Source organism: Bacillus sp. EU52 (assembly GCF_037964975.1).
GTDB classification, from domain to species: domain Bacteria; phylum Bacillota; class Bacilli; order Bacillales; family Bacillaceae; genus Bacillus; species Bacillus subtilis.
In genome coordinates this window covers 467966-484959 of record NZ_CP150177.1, presented here as the reverse complement: position 1 = coordinate 484959, position 16994 = coordinate 467966, and the positions used below count along the sequence as shown (strand labels likewise).

At 46.2% G+C, this 16994-nt stretch carries 13 protein-coding genes, 1 pseudogene and 1 riboswitch; of the genes and pseudogenes, 4 read left to right on the top strand and 10 right to left on the bottom strand.

The annotated features are described in order from the left end of the window. Window positions 1–126 precede the first annotated feature (126 nt). The 3 genes and pseudogenes from NSU05_RS02460 to NSU05_RS02450 all read left to right on the top strand — a co-directional run bounded on the left by NSU05_RS02460 (window position 127) and on the right by NSU05_RS02450 (window position 2003). A complete protein-coding gene (locus tag NSU05_RS02460; protein WP_003234364.1) occupies window positions 127–1404 on the top strand; it encodes an Nramp family divalent metal transporter in 1278 nt (425 codons plus the stop codon). 103 nt (window positions 1405–1507) lie between these two features. Then, window positions 1508–1774 carry a hypothetical protein gene (locus NSU05_RS02455; protein WP_021481716.1) on the top strand — a complete coding sequence of 89 codons (267 nt, stop codon included), beginning with the start codon at window positions 1508–1510 and terminating at the stop codon, window positions 1772–1774. A gap of 27 nt (window positions 1775–1801) precedes the next feature. Continuing rightward, a pseudogene (locus tag NSU05_RS02450) lies at window positions 1802–2003 on the top strand (hypothetical protein). Here NSU05_RS02450 and NSU05_RS02445 read toward each other — a convergent pair. The 10 genes from NSU05_RS02445 to lrpC form a co-directional block, all read right to left on the bottom strand. Continuing rightward, window positions 1995–3719 carry a pyruvate oxidase gene (locus NSU05_RS02445; RefSeq protein ID WP_038428377.1) on the bottom strand — a complete coding sequence of 575 codons (1725 nt, stop codon included), beginning with the start codon at window positions 3717–3719 and terminating at the stop codon, window positions 1995–1997. The pseudogene NSU05_RS02450 and the gene NSU05_RS02445 overlap by 9 nt on opposite strands. A gap of 66 nt (window positions 3720–3785) precedes the next feature. Next, complete coding sequence (gene mutT, locus NSU05_RS02440) at window positions 3786–4235, bottom strand: 8-oxo-dGTP diphosphatase MutT (protein ID WP_038428376.1); 450 nt, start codon at window positions 4233–4235, stop codon at window positions 3786–3788. 58 nt (window positions 4236–4293) lie between these two features. Beyond that, window positions 4294–6117, bottom strand: a complete 1824-nt coding sequence (kimA, locus tag NSU05_RS02435; RefSeq protein ID WP_038428375.1) for a potassium transporter KimA — start codon at window positions 6115–6117, stop codon at window positions 4294–4296. Between the two features lie 196 nt (window positions 6118–6313). Then, a riboswitch (cyclic di-AMP (ydaO/yuaA leader) is annotated at window positions 6314–6457 on the bottom strand. 135 nt (window positions 6458–6592) lie between these two features. Beyond that, window positions 6593–8704 (bottom strand): cellulose biosynthesis cyclic di-GMP-binding regulatory protein BcsB, encoded by a 2112-nt coding sequence (locus tag NSU05_RS02430; RefSeq protein ID WP_038428374.1) that lies wholly within the window; start codon window positions 8702–8704, stop codon window positions 6593–6595. Between the two features lie 5 nt (window positions 8705–8709). Continuing rightward, the gene (locus NSU05_RS02425) at window positions 8710–9972 is read right to left on the bottom strand and encodes a glycosyltransferase family 2 protein (RefSeq protein WP_003246697.1); all 1263 of its coding nucleotides are present in this window, start codon (window positions 9970–9972) and stop codon (window positions 8710–8712) included. Continuing rightward, window positions 9965–11671, bottom strand: coding sequence for a DUF2334 domain-containing protein (locus NSU05_RS02420; RefSeq protein ID WP_082200994.1), 1707 nt, complete (start codon window positions 11669–11671; stop codon window positions 9965–9967). The genes NSU05_RS02425 and NSU05_RS02420 overlap by 8 nt, the downstream gene beginning before the upstream one ends. 10 nt (window positions 11672–11681) lie before the next feature. Continuing rightward, complete coding sequence (gene epsK / locus NSU05_RS02415) at window positions 11682–12533, bottom strand: cyclic-di-GMP receptor EpsK (RefSeq protein WP_015252791.1); 852 nt, start codon at window positions 12531–12533, stop codon at window positions 11682–11684. Then, entirely contained in the window at window positions 12514–13602 is a 1089-nt protein-coding gene (locus NSU05_RS02410) for a hypothetical protein (protein ID WP_038428372.1), read from the bottom strand. The genes epsK and NSU05_RS02410 overlap by 20 nt, the downstream gene beginning before the upstream one ends. Window positions 13603–13804: 202 nt before the next feature. After that, a complete protein-coding gene (locus tag NSU05_RS02405; protein WP_003246684.1) occupies window positions 13805–15988 on the bottom strand; it encodes a DNA topoisomerase III in 2184 nt (727 codons plus the stop codon). A 64-nt stretch (window positions 15989–16052) separates the two neighbouring features. After that, window positions 16053–16487 carry a transcriptional regulator LrpC gene (lrpC, locus tag NSU05_RS02400; protein ID WP_003246585.1) on the bottom strand — a complete coding sequence of 145 codons (435 nt, stop codon included), beginning with the start codon at window positions 16485–16487 and terminating at the stop codon, window positions 16053–16055. A gap of 184 nt (window positions 16488–16671) precedes the next feature. Between lrpC and NSU05_RS02395 the strand changes: the two genes are divergently transcribed. Continuing rightward, window positions 16672–16962: a DUF3817 domain-containing protein gene (locus tag NSU05_RS02395; protein ID WP_014475846.1), complete on the top strand. Its 291-nt coding sequence runs from the start codon at window positions 16672–16674 to the stop codon at window positions 16960–16962. The last annotated feature ends 32 nt before the right edge of the window (window positions 16963–16994 follow it).

The following is a 16994-nucleotide window of genomic DNA, read 5'->3' as shown; positions in this document are numbered from 1 at the left end:
TCAGAAGTGTATTTTGAACATTTTCGGTTGACAAGAAACCGGGATGGTCATATGATGTAGATAAAATAATTTGCCTTAAGGAAACTCTTTGTTGTACGGCAAAAACAAACAGAATTCAGGTGAGACATGATGAACAAGGACATCACAGCACAATCTCCCCGTTCCAAAGCCGTCCAAGATGCGCTTGACGGGAAAATCAGAGGATTCAGAGGGCTGCTCCCTTTTCTCGGCCCTGCATTTATAGCAGCCATTGCCTATATTGATCCCGGCAACTTCGCAACGAATATTTCGGCGGGTTCTAAATACGGATATATGCTCTTATGGGTGATCTTATTTTCCAATATCATGGCCCTTTTAATTCAATCCCTATCCGCCAAACTCGGTATTGCGACAGGCAAAAACCTGCCTGAGGTTGCCCGTGAAGAATTCCCGAAGCCTGTCTCGATCGGATTATGGATTCAGGGCGAGCTGGTCATTATCGCAACTGATCTGGCGGAATTTATCGGAGCGGCTCTGGGACTGTATTTGCTGTTCGGCATTCCGATGCTTGAAGCGTCTATTATTGCGGCGATCGGTTCTTTCGCGATATTGGAGCTTCAGCGCCGCGGTTATCGCTCACTTGAAGCCGGTATTGCCGGTATGCTGTTTGTGGTCGTGATCGCCTTTGCGCTGCAGACCTTTTTCGCAAAGCCTGATGCCGTGTCAGTGATGAAGGGCCTTTTTGTCCCGGCGTTTCATGGCACCGACAGTGTGCTTCTTGCAGCGGGTATTCTTGGCGCAACTGTTATGCCGCACGCCATTTATTTACACTCTGCCCTTACACAGCGGCGGGTGGTTGGCAAAACTGATGCAGAACGGAAGAAAATCTTTAGGTTTGAATTTATTGATATTTTAATAGCGATGCTGATTGCAGGGGCTATTAATGCAAGTATGCTGATTGTGGCTGCCGCATTATTCTTCAAAAACGGCCTGTTTGTTGAGGATCTCGACGTCGCATTTCAGCAATTCGGACATCTTGTCAGCCCTATGTCTGCGGCTTTATTCGGGATCGGGCTGCTCGTTGCCGGTCTATCCAGTTCGTCTGTCGGCACACTTTCAGGCGACGTGATTATGCAAGGATTTATCAACTACCGCATTCCGCTGTATGTACGGCGTTTTATCACGATCATTCCGCCGATCTTGATCATCGCGTCAGGTGTTAATCCGACGACCGCTCTCGTACTGAGCCAGGTCGTGCTGTCCTTCGGGATCGCCTTTGCCCTCATTCCGCTTATTATGTTTACAAGCAATAAACGGATCATGGGATCTCTGATCAACGCCAAATGGATCACAGTGGTGTCTTGGCTGATTGCTGTATTGATCGTTGCTTTGAATGTGTTTTTAATTGTAGATACGTTTCGATAAAAAAACCGGCTTCTAAAGCCGGTTTTTATTTTTTCGCAAAAGCTCATTGATACCCTTTTTGACAGAAATTTGTTATGATAGAAGAAAAATCGGAGTTTTGATGATGTCAGTATTTATTCTGTTTTATTTGTGGATTGTTCCTATTGTTATCGGCATTTTATGTTCTGTTGCTGCCCATAGATCCAAGGGAAAAATGAGAGTCGCGCCCGGCATTGCCATGATCGTGCTCAGTATTATTTCCCTAATCACGGCGTTTACGGCCGGACACACAAATTTCCACGTGTTTATCGGCGGCATGTTTTTATTCGGCACCTTCTTGGTCGGTTCTGCTTTTCCTTTCTTCTTCGGGCTGAAGAAAAAAGAAAAATAACCTATTATGAGAAGAGTTCTGTAAGATTTGATAAGAATAAGCATGCAAGGACAAATGCATCTTCCTTTGAAACAAGATGCATTTGTCCTTTTGTCTGTTTCGAGTATGGCGAAATCAGTTCCTAATACATATACCGATCATTTTATGAATTCAAACATGCTGAAAATACATTTGTTTCCAAAAAAAAAAAAAAACAAGGGCTCTTAGGGCCCCTGTTTTTTTAAAATAACCGTTTCAAACTTTTCTTCAGTGACGGCATTTCAAATTTTTGGTTTTCGAAGAAGTTTTTCAGCATGTACTTGCTAAAGCCTTTCGCCTGCCCGTAGGTGATTTTGCCAGGAAGCGGCGGTTCGTTTCCAATCATGACATCCACTACGACCGGTTGGTCAGAGTGCAGCGCCTCATGAAAAGCCGGCGCAAGCTCTTCCGCTTTGGTCACTTTGATGCCCTTTGCTCCGCAGCTTTCTGCAAATGCGGCATAGTCGACATTTTGAAGTTTTGTGACATAGTCGATATTGCCTTTGACCTGCTGCTCGTACTCAATCATGCCGAGATTTTCGTTGTTTAAAATAACGACTGTGATCGGGAGCTTATATTTAACGGCGGTCGGAAGGTCCTGCATGACCATGGAAAATCCCCCGTCACCGCAGACGGCGATCGCCTGGCGTTCCGGTTCGGACAAGCTCGCTGCAATCGCTCCCGGCAGGCCGCAGCCCATTGTCGCAAGCCAGCTGGAAACGATGAAATCCTGATTCGCGTTCATTTTGAAATGACGCGCCATCCAGACTGTCACAGTGCCGACATCTACAGAGAGCACCGCATCATCGGCTGCCGCTTCCTGAAGACGGGCCACGACCTGCTGAGGTTTAAGCGGTGTTGTTGCCTCTGTCTCATCTTTTTCAATTTCGTTCCACCAATGCTGCATATGTTCTGTGCAGGCATTCAGGAATCTTCTGTCTTCCTTGCGTTCAATATACTCTGTCAATTCGCGCAAACCGAGAGCCGAATCACAGACAAGGCCCGCTGTCACCGGATACCGTTTTCCGATTTTTGCCGGTTCTGAATCGAGCTGTATCGCCGGCGTGTCATCAGGCAAATAATCACGGTACGGGAATGACGTTCCGAGCATGATTAATAAATCACATTCCTCCATTGCCTCGTAAGCCGGCTTTGTTCCGATCTGACCGAGGTTGCCGAGAAAATGTGGGTGCTTATCGGGAACAACACCCTTTGCCGGGAGTGTAACAACGATCGGAGCGGCGGCTTTGTCCGCAAATTCTAAGAGCTCCCGTTTCGCCTTTTTCATTCCCTGCCCTGCCAGGATAATCGGCTTCTTAGCGTTATTAATATATTGGGCACAGGTGACGAGCTGTTCTTTTTTCGGTTCAAGGTTCCCTTCAATGTACACTGGTGAAGTATACACGGGCTCGCGTTTGATTTTCTCCGCAAACAAATCATCTGACACGCTCAATACCGCAACGCCTTTTTTGCTGTAGGCGGTCCTGATCGCCTGATTTAAGAGATCCGGAAGTGATTCCGCGCTATGTACCTCTCTGTTGAACACAGCCACGTCCTCAAACATTTGCTCCAGCTTAATCTCCTGGAAATAGTCCCGTCCGACTTCGCCAGAAGAAACCTGTCCTGCAATCGCCAGCACAGGGGCGCCGTCGGCTTTTGCATCATATAAACCATTTAATAAGTGCACCGCTCCCGGCCCTGCGATTGACAGACAGACTCCGATCTTGCCGGTGAGTTTTGCTTCAGCCGCGGCTGCCAGTGCCGCTACCTCTTCGTGGCGAGTTTGAATGAACTTCAGTTGATTTCTTTCGTGTCTTAATTCTTCAATAAACTCATTTATACTGTCTCCGGGGATGCCGTATACATGATCAACTCCCCATTGCTCAAGCAGCTCTGTCATTGCTTGTCCTGCAGTTTTGTGTGCCATAACGTATCCTCCTTTTTCCTTTTTTCAATACCACAGGAGAAAGGCTTTAAAACCCGGAGACCTGAATCACTTGCCCAGTCTTCTTTTCAACAGGTCGATCGCCGCGAGCAACCCTCTATCCTTGACGGTGACATTTACATCTTGAGCGCCATTCTTGAAATCATTGATCTGCCTTTTTCGGTTCGGCACCATAAAAAGCGGCAAACGCTCCGGGGAAACCCACTTTAATCCCGCTGTCTCTGTGCCGTCAGCCACTGCTTGTCCGCCTGTTATGCTTCCGAAAAACAGATGCTGTTCATCTTGAAACTTTGGCCTTTGGTAAACACCTATTTTCGCAGAAAGCGCTGCATTGTATCCCGTTTCTTCCAATACCTCCCGCACTGCCGCTTCCTCAGCCGATTCCCCGGGATCAACCCTGCCGCCCGGCAAATCCCATAAAGGGACATCTTTTCGTTTCACCAGCAGAACCTGCTGACTTTCGTTCAGTACGATCACAAAAGCACCTTGTGTATACACCGCCATACCTCCTTTTTCCGCAAAAAAGGACCAAGGTGATTCCCTTGGTCCTAGAGCTTTACTTTTTAAAATGATACGGCAGTGTGGCAACCATTATGTCCTTTTTCCAGAACAGCCGGACTCTGAGGAGGAAGGCTGATTGGTTGTGAAGGATGGTGTGCCAGCGTTTTTTCGTTATAAATTGCGGAAACAGCACCATAACGGAAAACTGCTCCTTCTTCGCTTTCGCCTCAACTGTTTCCAAAAACTTATCAAACGGATGGACAAGGCTTCTATACGAGGAGTGAAGCGTAACGAGACGCACGCCGTTATTAAGCTCTTCCCAGCGTTTTTCGAATTTCTTTTCCTGTTCTCTGTCAAATGACACGTGAACGGCGATCACCTGATCGGACAGTGATTTCGCATAGTGAATCGATTTTTGTACGACGGTGGTGACACCGGCCACAGGCACAATCACAACGGTGCCTTTGATTTCTTCCGGCTCTTTGTCTACGATGCGAAGCTGTTCGCCGACAGCGGTGTAGTGATTTTTAATCGCAAAAAACAACAGAACGACGATAGGCATAAAGATTAAAACAGGCCATACAACATTAAACTTCGTCACAAACAGGATCGACAGAACCATAAACGAAATCAAAGCGCCGCAAGAGTTGATCAGCATTTTTCCGATCCAGCCCTTTGGTTTTTGCTTGATCCATTTGATGCACATGCCGGTTTGCGAAAGCGTAAATGGAATAAATACGCCGACAGCATATAACGGAATTAAGTGCTCTGTCTGTCCCCCGAATAACAGGATGAGCACAATGGAAGCAACGCCTAAAAAGATAATCCCATTTGAGAAGCCTAGGCGGTCGCCCCTGACTGTAAACATTCGCGGCATATACTGGTCTCTCGCCAGGTTGAAGGCAAGCTGCGGGAAGGCTGAAAATCCCGTATTTGCCGCAAGAACCAAAATAAGCGATGTGACACCTTGGATGACATAGTAGAACACATTCCGCCCGAAGGTTTCGGACGCAATTTGTGAAACCACTGTTTCATCAGGCTTCGGCGCCGTACCATACCCGTACGCGAGCACCGTGATGCCGGAAAACAGAATCGCCAGCAAAATCCCCATCATCGCAAGCGTTCTTGCCGCGTTTCGCGCAGGCGGGTTTTTGAATGCAGGAATCGCATTAGAAATGGCCTCAACCCCGGTCAACGCTGAGCAGCCGGAGGAAAAAGCCTTAAGCAGCAAAAACAGCGTAATGCCGGCTACAGGTGTGCCGAGCGGTGTATGATGGGCTGGCTGGTCTATTTGTCCTGTCATAAGTTTAAACAACCCGACTGCAATGAGAACCAAAAGCGCCACCACAAACAGATAAACAGGGTAGGCAAGAATGGATGCCGATTCCGAAAGCCCGCGCAGGTTCAAAATCATAATCACTAACACGAGAAAAATAGCGATCGGCACATGATAATCATGCAATACAGGAAAGGCTGACGTGATGGCGTCCGTGCCTGCGGAAATACTTACCGCTACTGTTAAAATATAATCAACAAGCAATGAACCGCCCGCAATCAATCCCGGTTTTTCACCGAGATTTTCTTTAGAAACGATATACGCCCCGCCGCCCTGCGGATAAGCGTAAATAATTTGCCTGTATGAAAGAATCAGTGCGAGCAGCAAGATGAGAACGCCCACCGCAATCGGAATGGAGTACCAAAATGCGGCAGCACTGATTGTTGCCAAAATGATTAGAATTTGTTCTGTCCCATATGCGACAGATGATAGCGCATCTGAGGAAAGCATAGCCAAGGCTTTTAATTTCGTCAGTTTTTGCTCTCCAGCTGCTTGGGATTTTAGTGGTTTCCCAATCAAAAAACGTTTGATTGAATGATACATCGATGTCTTCCCCTTTTAATTTCTCATTTTTCAATTAAAACAATAAAACATCCATCAGTGTCTTGCTCTCACATGTTGATGATAGTCCTTTCTGCTATGATGTCTCTGTATGCGATTTGCATTCAAAAATGAACAACAAAAAACACAGAGGCAAACGGATGCCCCTGTGCCATAACATCGAACACAGGTTTCATTCATCTCCTCTCACGAACGCTTACGAGGTTAGCTGACGGATTCGGGCATATGAGAGTTAGCCCTACCTAAAAAGGATTCACCCCAACGGCAAAAAGCCGTTCTATTGGGTCCCCCGCTCTGATTTCAGATTAAGCGATTTGTTTTCTAAAAGAGATCATACTCCCGTTCCCGCACGTTGTAAAGAGGCTTATTGGCTGAGAGAAAAAAATAAAATGACAGGTTCCACAAATGGAATTTACTTACCAAAAATAAAAAAACAGAGGCTAAAATAGCCTCTGTTTTATTCTGTATCTGTCTTTCTTTTTCTGCGTCTTACGGCAATCCAAATGAACACTGCCGCAACCACCATAATGAGTGCCAGCACACCAATATACATCCATTTCTGGCTATGATCCTGTGTTGGTTGTTCTGCATCGGAACTGTTTGTTTCCGATTTGAGCTGCTGGTGGTTTGTAAACACCTGCTGGCTGTTTGTTTCATTAAGGACGGTTGCCGACTCATCGTTGCTGTTCAGATAACTGATGATCTCTTTTGTGACAGCCGTTCCATCTCCTTTTGACGGTGCAAAGACTGCCATTGTATAGCGTGAATCCCAAACCGATGCTTGGGTAAATACCACTTGTTTTGTCGTCTCATTCAGCATCTCGAAACCAGATACATCAAACGAGCCGTTCTTCTCCTGCGGCACAAGCAGATCTGATGATTTCTCCTTCAGAAGAGAAAATTGATTGATCCCTCCTATGAAAATGAGGTTTCGTCCTTTCGCATCCTTTGCTGTAACGTCAGATGATTTCTTTACTGTATATGAATGCTGTGCTTCGCTGCCAAAGGATTCCGTTACGAGAGAAAGCTCCTCAAGCTTCGATTGGCTTACGGTGTCAGGAAGCACGATTAATGTTGTTTGATCCTGGTTTCCGGCGTAAGGAAGCGGCCACTCTTGAAAATCCGCTGACGGAGACATGCCTTTGATGGCGTATGATAATGTACTGTTTTTATCGATAAAAACCCACTTTTCCTCATCAGTGGTGTTGCAAGGGTTGTTTTCCTTTAAGCCGGTCGTGACGAACTGAATATCAATGTAGCGGTTTTTTTGCAGCAGTTTAGGGTCCACTTTCACTGTGACATGATAGAATCCGTTTTTATCTTCTTTTCCTAATTCATCAAGTCGGACCGAGTGCGGCTGGCCGTTGATCATCACTTTCAGTTCTGCGGCCTGAGAGGCAGACTCGTTTTCAGCCGCTGAGGCTTGAATCGTTTCAGACTTTTTCAGTTTAAGCGACAGCTTCGCCGATTGGTTTTCATCTAAAACAGCCGAAGCCGGATAAAAATAATGTGCTGAAGATGTTTTGTCAGCTCCAATTGTGATATCACCCGCTCCAAAATTCTCAAGGGTCAGCTTATCGCTTTCTTTTTTTTCAGTCTGCTGAAGCTTGCTGATTGAAAGTGTATCGCCGCTGAGCTGGCCTGTATATGTCTGATCTGTCATCACGCTGATTTTTTTAGTGAGCGCGTACTCGGACGCCGCTTGCGCAAACAGAACCGGCTGCTGTTTGCCCTCTGCTTTCAGCACCCGCTCCGCAAGCAGAAGGTTTTCTCCTTTTGCCTGTAGCCCAGCTTGTTTCAACAGTTTTTTCACTTTGCCGTTCCAATGCTTGTCCACGCCGATAACAATCGTCGGCTTATCGATTTTTTTCAGTTCAGATTCCGTGACATATGCAATACTGACACTGCTGTCCACCGTTTTCAAATAGCCTTCTGTTTTAACAGCAGCTTCTATTTCTGCTGAACTTGGGTTATCCGGAATGACGATGGCTGTTTCTTCCGCTGTATTTCCAGATTGGGCGAAAGGATACGGATAATGGTCCAGCGACGTTCCCTTCGCTTCACTGCTGTCAGCAAGTGTCAGCCGGCTGTCCGGATAAATTTTAATCCAGTTGCCTGATGTATCCTGTCTGACGCACACGCCCTCTTTCATTACGCCGTAGAATTTCAGCGATACGTTGTGATAGCCTTGCGCAGACTGGCTTTTATTCAGATTCAGCTTCACTGTTTTCCGTTTGGAATCACCATCAAGCTTTAACGTCTTGACCGGTTCATCATCAATGACAGCCGTTAACGATGATGGAGAAATTAGAAGATTTGATGCCTCGTATTCGATTACCAATTGCTGATTGCCCGAAGAGGCGCCTGCCGGGATCTGGTACGTCAGCTCTGCGCTGTCTTTTGATCCATACAGTGTAATCAGCTCGCTTGTCAGCACCTGCTGTTTGGCTTGTTCTTGGCTGCTTTTCCCGAGGAGCGAACCGCTGACCTTTACGTCTTTGGCAAGAACCGTTTGTCCAGTCATCGCCAGCAGCATGAAGCTTGTGAGAAAAATCATTATTTGTTTCAAAAAGGTCACCCGCTTTTATGTTGATTGTATCGTTCTGTCTTGTACCATTTGACCTCTTGCTTGAATAAACGGTGCTTGATTTCCACGAATAAAGAGTAGATAACAAGCACAATCCATGCCTGCGAGTATGTGAAGTACATGAGAAATACGATAAAAAAGTTTTGCTTGTTCATTTCTGTTTTTTCAATGCTCAACGTAATCATGACCTCTGTCATAAATAAGAAAAATGCCAAAATCCAGAGAATCATTGCCAAAAATCCAACCGACAAATGCAAATCATAAAACAAATTCACTACAAAAATCGCATTTGACATGATCACGCCAAAGAAAAACAGGAAGTACGTAAAGAAAAAATAAAACAAATCAAAGATAATCCGTTTTCGTTTCAGCTTAAAAAACTGCGCCAAAAATTTGAGCACGACATATTGATTGCCGCGCGCCCATCGGGTGCGCTGGCGCCACCATACCTTCCATGTTTCCGGTTCCTGCTCCCACGTGATGGCGGCAGGGAAAAAGCGGATGTGATAGCCGAGATTATACACCCGGATGGTCAGCTCAGTATCCTCAGCGAGCGCTTTGTCATCCCAGCCTCCGAGCTTTTCGATAATGCTTCTGCGGATCGCGAAGTTGGTGCCTGGGATCGTGGCGATTTTGAACCACTTCCATCTGCCTCCCTGGGCCATCCACTGAAAACAGATCGTTTCGATATTAATAAACCTCGTCAGCAGCGTCTTTGCTGCATTGATGACGCGGAATTTCCCTACCACGGCGCCTGCCTTTTCGTCATTCATCAGGCCGAGCACGAGGTAATACACGGCCATTTTCTCAGGCGTGTTGTCGGCGTCATACACACAGATCACATCGCCGTTCGATTCGGCAAAACCCGAGTTAAGTGCAGAGGATTTTCCTTTTCCTGCATTTGGCGGCTTCGTAATCACCATTTTGATGAAATCGTATTTCTCGGAAAATTCATTGACGATATCACCCGTCCGGTCTGATGAATTATCATTAACGACGATAATCTCCAGCCGGTCCTTCGGATAATAAAGGTTGACCATCGCCTTCAGCGTCTGCCGAATCACAACCTCTTCGTTATGCGCCGGGATGAGGACGCTGACCTTCGGCAGTTCCTTCATGTTTTCTCTCCACTTCGGGATATTCCGTTCGAAGGTCATATAGTGGCGAAACCCGCCCTGCATGAGGAACATGTGGTAGAGAAGCATAACCCATATTAAACTTAGCGAGATAAAGAACAGCGTATTACCCAAGGCTTCTTCTCTCCTTAAAAATTCGTTTTTTCAATGTGGCTCTCAAGTAAAACGTATAACTGACAAACATGATGACAAATAAGAGCACAACAGCGGAGAGAATCCATAACGCCTTTTCCAGCGGGGTTTGACGATGATGATCGAAAAACTCGTCAATGGCGCTTACGCCGTTTTTCACCTGAATCGTTCCGTCACCGCTTGTATGAATTTCCACTTTGTCTGTTTTGACGGTTTGTTTCGTTCTCTTTAAATCAAGCCATTCACTGTCTGGAATGCGTTCCATCTGATCAACCAGCTCCGGCAGATATTTCATCCCAAGGTACGGGTGATAAAATCCTCCGGCTACTCCGCCTTCAAAATCAATCATCTGGGAGATGTGCTCCTCCATCTCACCGAGCGGGTTTTGCTTTGATGTGTCGACAAAGCCGATCGTTTCCGGATAAAGGGTCATTCCGTGCAACATCGAAGGAGCACTCACAAACGGAGGTGCACCGGATGTTTTCCATGTTGTGCTGCTGAGCTGGACCTGGCCGAAAATGCTTGTAAAATACTGCGAGGCGATTTGATAGCCATATTCGGACATCGTGTAATGCGGCGCTTCAAACGCCAGCGGGTAAAGACCCGACGATGTCAAATCCTCAATGGCACGCGTCAGTTTTTGTTTTGTATACGTTTCTTCCTTTTCCCGAAATGGTTCGAGATAGCTGTGATAGGCTTGTTCGTTCGGGAAGTCCTGTTCTTTCTCCAAAATGGACGGGGGGTCTTCGGCATTTCCGGATGTAATCGGCTGATCCGCCTTTGCATCCCAAAATTCAAAGCCCTCTCCTGTTTCACTGTAGCGATAAGCGTGAGTATAGCCGTGAACAATGATACTGCCGCCCATGCTTTGCAGCTTCTTCAGCACCTTGACCATCTTCGGTTGATCAGACAAATACACTTTGTCGCCTGTTTCCGGATTCAAATAAACCGGAATGACCGCCAGGATAAAAGGAATATGCCGCTTATGCAGGTATGTACCGGCTTGAAGCAGCAATTTTTCATCAGACATCGGGCTGATATCCTCGAGACGCAAATACAATAACGTCGTCCCCGCCTTCTCTCCGAAAGCTTCTCTGAGCTGTTTCGCCACGATCAAATTGTCATTTAACAAATTTGTTAATCCAATGTACACATTCCCTTTTTTGGTTTTCCATATAAAAGAATGCGTTGTGCCGTCATCGGCTTTGAAGGTGTAAAGCGCCGTTCCTTTCAGGCCTGATACACTCAGCACGTTAAGCCCGCTTTCCAGAGACACATCGGCCTTTTCCGACCTGCTGTGAACCTGAAACACATTTTCTTTGCGGGCTAATGAAAGACCGGAAAATTGGCTGATTTGGCCTGCGTTATAGCCAATGGCGACAACCGGTTTTTTTACGCCGCTGATAAGAGACAGCAATTTTTTGCTGAGCTTTCTTTTCGTTTGGCCGTAATAAATCACATGGTCTTTCCCTTTGAGATCCGACGCTTCAACGTCTGAATCTTTTTTGACTGTCACATGGGATGTAAAGTGGCCCGCAAGCAAATCGAGCATTTTGACTTGTGACGACTCTTTGCCATCCAAGGTTGAATAGATGATGAGAATGCCGGCATCTTGATCTTTCGCTTGCGCAGAAACGGGAAAAGACGCAATAGCTGAAAATAGAAGCATGACGCATAGCAATGTGATTCCTTTATAGTTCATTCATCATCATCTCGTTTTCCAGTTCTTCTAAAAATTGATCAGCTGTTTTGATATCGTTGCGGTAGGGCAAATAGCAAACGTGGAACGTAAGCGACACATACTTTCCATTTTCCAGCTGATATGTATCCAATTGTTTCTTCAGCTTAGTCAGAACGGCCGGCATATGTTCAGCAGGCGTGTGCGTCAGCACGATCCCGATACGCTCATCAGAGGGACGGAATTTCTTATCCGTTTCCCGAACGCTTGTCCTGATTTGCTGACTGACATATTGGAAGAGGCGGTCCGTTTCTTTTTCACCGTACAAAGACTTAAACTCTTTGAAATAATGCATATGGAGCAGCAAAAACACAAAAGAATTGCCGTAGCGCTCCGCCCGCTTGATTTCTTCTGAAAGCTCCAGCTTCATCCTTTGCTTGTTATCAAAACCAGTCACTCTGTCAACAGCAACATAGCTTTTAATTTCGGATTGAAGCCGTGTTATTGAGCGCCGAAGCTCTGCTGTAATATCGTGGATTCTTCCAGAAATAAAAGAAAACAGCAAAAGCGCGATTCCCCACACAACAAGCATTCGCAGCCCTTCCTCAGCCGGAAAGAGCGATGTCTGTCCAGTCTGGAAAAACATCATTAAGGTGCCGAGAACAAAGAGTACGATTAAGGTCACTGCCAGCGCGTAAATCGGGCCGAACCAGATGCCTGCGGCGATGACGCCAAATGTGATGCAAAGGATCAGAGCACCTTCTGATTGCTGGGCTGACACATAATAAATAAACAAAGACAGGGCCGCGATGAGCCCTGAAAAATAAGCAAATAATTTTTGTGATTCACTGAATGATATTTTCATTAAAAAGCTTCCTTTCGGCTAACAGCGGCAGCAGATTGTCAAATGAATGCGTCTGAGTGCCGCTCATATAGCCTCCATAATACGATTTCACCGGATCATGAATTTCAAAGTCATTCATTCTGTCATATATGGCTTTGATGACAGAACTGTTTTCATGCTGTTTTGTCAAAAACAATACGGCTAAGGCATATACGGATGGAGACTCATATTGGACGGCAGGCTCCTTCGTATCTGCCGAATACCGCCCGTACAGCTTTCCGTTTTTCTGAAATTCCTGCTTGATCCAGTCCGCTAAAACAGATGCTTTTTCATCCCCTTCCGGCAAATGCCAAGCAGAGTAAAGCTGATCAATCAGGTTGATTTCACTATCATATGTGTATTCCTTCGTCTCCGAGCTGTATGTCTTCGGCAGAAAGCCATTTTTTAAAGGAGCTGAATAGAGAACATTGGCATTCCGCTGTTCTGTGTCTTCGTCTATGATTCCATTCTTCTTTAAGACGGCTAAGGCGTCAGGCATGACGTATGAAAGCGTCACATCCTTTGAAGCGGCCTGTGAGTCGTAATAGTCTGTAAATAACCCGTTGTTCATATTGTATGTCTTCAAAGACGTGCCGATATCCCTAGCCGTTTGCGCGTAGTCGCTGCGGCCCCATTTTGCGGCGGCTTGGTCAAGAGACAGCATAATTCTCATATCATCTATCAGCGCATTCGTCCCGCTCGCTTGGCCATTTTGAATCTTCCACGTCACCAAGTGATTGCTCATCAGAAATGAATCAGTCAGATGCTGATATTGATCCTGGAAATGCGGTGCGTCATTTTTGCTGAGCAGAAACTCCATCCACAGGCCGAGAGATTCCGACAAGTAAGAAGGCTGGTCTGAAAAATCGGTTTTAATCAGCCCTTGGTCATTCATTAAATTGTGATAGATGAAATATTCCGCCGGCTGGAGCGGGCTGGCATTCACTTCTGTCGCCGACTGATTTTGGGTCTTGTTTCCAGCTTCAGCACACCCTGCGGAAAGTCCGATAGATAAGAAGAATAAGATGACAGCAATTAGTACATGCCTCACAGGCAAATCCCCCTTTGTCGCCTGAAGCAAATCAGACGCTCACAAATAGTTATAGACGAAAATATGACTGCCATGTTACAAAGTACATTTACTATAAAAGAAAAAAATGCAGATTGCTAGCTTTTTTTCCCCTTTTTGAACATTAAGAAAACAGGACCTAAGTCCACTAAAAAAACCTGTGCGATAGGCACAGGTTTTTTTATTATTTATCCAAACCGAGTTTTTTCAGCTGTTCTGCCAGCGCGTTGTTAATCGGCTCATCTTTATTTTGTTTTTTCATATAAGAGGATACGTCCCGTTTGGTAGCACGCGCTTTGTCTTTGTTTTTTCGTTTTTCAAATACAGAGAGCTTTTCACGGTGACCGCACACACACGCAAAGGTCTGGCCCTCGCCTTGGCCGCGAAGCTCCATTCTTTTATGGCAATTCGGGCAGCGTGCGTTTGTTTTTCGGGCAATCGTTTTTCTGCTTCCGCATTCACGATCTTGGCACACGAGCATCGTCCCGCGTTTGCCGTTTACTTTCAGCATCATTTTGCCGCATTCCGGACATGCCGTTCCCGTGATGTTGTCATGTCGGAAGGTTTGGCTGCTGTTTTTGATTTCTTTTACCGTTTGGTGAGCGTAAGCCTTCATATCTTTAATAAAAACAGCCGATTTCAATTTGCCGGCCGCGATCGCAGACAGCTTTTGCTCCCATTCTGCTGTTAAGGCCGGTGATTTCAGATCCTCCGGAACAAGCTGCAGGAGCTGTTTTCCTTTAGATGTGATAAAAATATCTTGGCCTTTTTTCTCGATTAAAAAGCTGTTGAACAGTTTTTCAATAATGTCGGCACGCGTTGCCACCGTGCCGAGGCCGCCTGTTTCTCCAAGCGTTTTGACGAGGCCTTTTTCTTCTCCCTGCATAAACGCGCTTGGGTTTTCCATCGCTGACAGCAAGGTCCCTTCATTAAAGCGGGCAGGCGGCTTCGTTTGGCCGCTTGTTTCCGTTAACGTGCGGACGGCAAGTGTGTCGCCTTTTTGAAGCGCAGGAAGTGTCTGATCTCTGTCATCCTCCTGCTCATCATCCTCTTCCGCCATATCATAAACGGCTTTCCACCCTTGCGACTGCACGGTTTTGCCTTTCGCCGTAAAGGTTTCTCCGCCGATTTCTGCGATGACCTTTGTTTCCTCATATTCGAATGCAGGCATTAATACAGCCAGGAAACGTTTCGCAATCAGGTCATACAGCTTTCGTTCTTTATCACTCAGACTGCTGAGAACGAGCGGCTCTTCGGTCGGGATAATCGCGTGGTGGTCTGACACCTTCGCGTCATTGACATATCCTTTATGAGATTTAATGCCGCGTTTTTTAATTTGGCTGACATATTGGGCATACGGTTTTACTTCCATGCCTTCCAGACGGTCTTTTAACGTCGGGACGATGTCACTGGATAAAAATCTAGAGTCCGTCCGCGGATATGTGACGAGCTTATGCTGCTCATATAGCTTCTGCAGGACAGAAAGCGTTTCTTTGGCAGAAAAACCGAAGCGCTTGTGGGCGTCACGCTGGAGCTCCGTTAAATCATAAAGCGCAGGCGCAAAGCTTTTTTTCGCTGTTTTTTTCAGCTCAGCTACGACCGCTTGCTTTCCTTGGAGATTTTTTAGTAAACGGCTTGTTACATCTTGATTGAACGTTCTCGTCTGCTTTGATTTCTTATCCTGCCACGTCAGCGTCATGCCGTCGACTGCAGCACGTATGCCGTAATACGGAACGGGCGTAAACGCCTGAATGTCTGCCTCCCGCTTTGCAATCATGGCTAGCGTCGGAGTCTGCACACGACCGCATGAGAGCTGGGCATTGAATTTTGTGGTAAGTGCACGGGTGGCGTTGATTCCCACAATCCAATCCGCTTCCGCTCTGGCGACGGCAGAATGGTACAGGTTTTCATATTCTTTGCCGCTGCGCAGCTTTTGAAAACCTTCCTTGATCGCTTTATCCGTCACAGATGAAATCCACAGCCGCTTGATTGGTTTTCGGACATTCGCTTTCTCAATGATCCAGCGCGCAACAAGCTCACCTTCCCGGCCTGCGTCAGTCGCGATGACAATCTGATTGACGTCTTTACGGGTAAGCTGGGATTTGACTGCATTGAACTGCTTTCCGGTTTTTTTTATTACCACAAGCTTTAAGGGTTCTGGGATAATCGGCAGATCCTCTAGGCGCCATGATTGAAATTCTTTTCCGTAGCCTTCGGGATCAGCAAGCGTCACCAAATGGCCTAAAGCCCAGGTCACAATATATTGATCGCCTTCGAGATAACCGTTTCCTTTTTTATGGCACTTCAGCACCCGGGCTAAATCCCGGCCGACTGAAGGTTTTTCAGCTAATACAACTGTTTTTGACATGCTTGATCACTTCTCTTTCTTTCGCGCTCATCCTGTTATTATAACAGACTTCACGCGGCACTCTCTAACCGCGCCCGTTTTTCGTGTCAATTTCTGAGAAAATGACGTGAGTGACGGTTTGCGCGTAGGGCGATGTTTTGTTAATGAAATCTTCTACCGCTTCGAGGCTTTCGGCATTGATTTTCAGCATATAGCAGGCTGCACCCGCAATCCGGTAGCAAAATTCAATATTCGGCAATGTTTGAATATAGCTTTTGAACCGCTCGTAATCCGCGTTTTTAACGGTTGCTTCTACAATGCAGGAAACGGGAAGCCCCAGTTTTTTCTGGTCGACCTCCAGCGTGTATTGCTTAATGATGCCAAACGATTCAAGCTGTCTTACCCGTTCTGTTACAGATGGAGGCGACAGCTTAATTTTTCTGCCTAATTCCCTCATCGACAAACGGCTGTCCTTCTTCAGCTCCTCAATGATATTCAGATCAATCTGGTCAAGTTTCATTTCAACATCCTTCTTTTTTGATTTTGTACACATTATCTCGGGTATTTTTGTAAATGACAAGTACAGTTCCCTAGAAAAGGCATGTAAAAATGAATGTTTTCCGAACATTTTTTGAAAGCTGTCATATGCCCCTCCGGATTGTTTATAGTATAAAATGAAAACGTGTCCACAAGGAGGGCGATTTATGCTGCACACGCCGATTGGAAGACTTCGCACGATGGGTTTTATTGAAGGAATGTCACTCTTAATCCTGCTGTTCATCGCTATGCCGCTTAAATATTGGGCAGGCCTTCCGCTTGCGGTGACAATTGTCGGTTCGGTTCACGGCGGGTTGTTCATTTTGTATTTGCTTGTCTTGGCTTATGCAACCTTCTCTGTCAAATGGCCGCTGAAATGGTCAGCTGCCGGCTTCATCGCCGCTTTCGTCCCATTCGGAAATTTTTTGTACGACCGCGGATTAAGGAAATATAAATAAGGGAACGCAAAAAAGGCTGGATTTTTATGATC

Coding starts and splice junctions, on each gene's coding strand:
- epsK (WP_015252791.1), bottom strand. CDS start 12,533: ATGAAAATATCATTCAGTGAATCACAAAAATTATTTGCTTATTTTTCA.
- NSU05_RS02455 (WP_021481716.1), top strand. CDS start 1,508: ATGTCAGTATTTATTCTGTTTTATTTGTGGATTGTTCCTATTGTTATC.
- NSU05_RS02405 (WP_003246684.1), bottom strand. CDS start 15,988: ATGTCAAAAACAGTTGTATTAGCTGAAAAACCTTCAGTCGGCCGGGAT.
- NSU05_RS02395 (WP_014475846.1), top strand. CDS start 16,672: ATGCTGCACACGCCGATTGGAAGACTTCGCACGATGGGTTTTATTGAA.
- NSU05_RS02445 (WP_038428377.1), bottom strand. CDS start 3,719: ATGGCACACAAAACTGCAGGACAAGCAATGACAGAGCTGCTTGAGCAA.
- kimA (WP_038428375.1), bottom strand. CDS start 6,117: ATGTATCATTCAATCAAACGTTTTTTGATTGGGAAACCACTAAAATCC.
- lrpC (WP_003246585.1), bottom strand. CDS start 16,487: ATGAAACTTGACCAGATTGATCTGAATATCATTGAGGAGCTGAAGAAG.
- NSU05_RS02460 (WP_003234364.1), top strand. CDS start 127: ATGATGAACAAGGACATCACAGCACAATCTCCCCGTTCCAAAGCCGTC.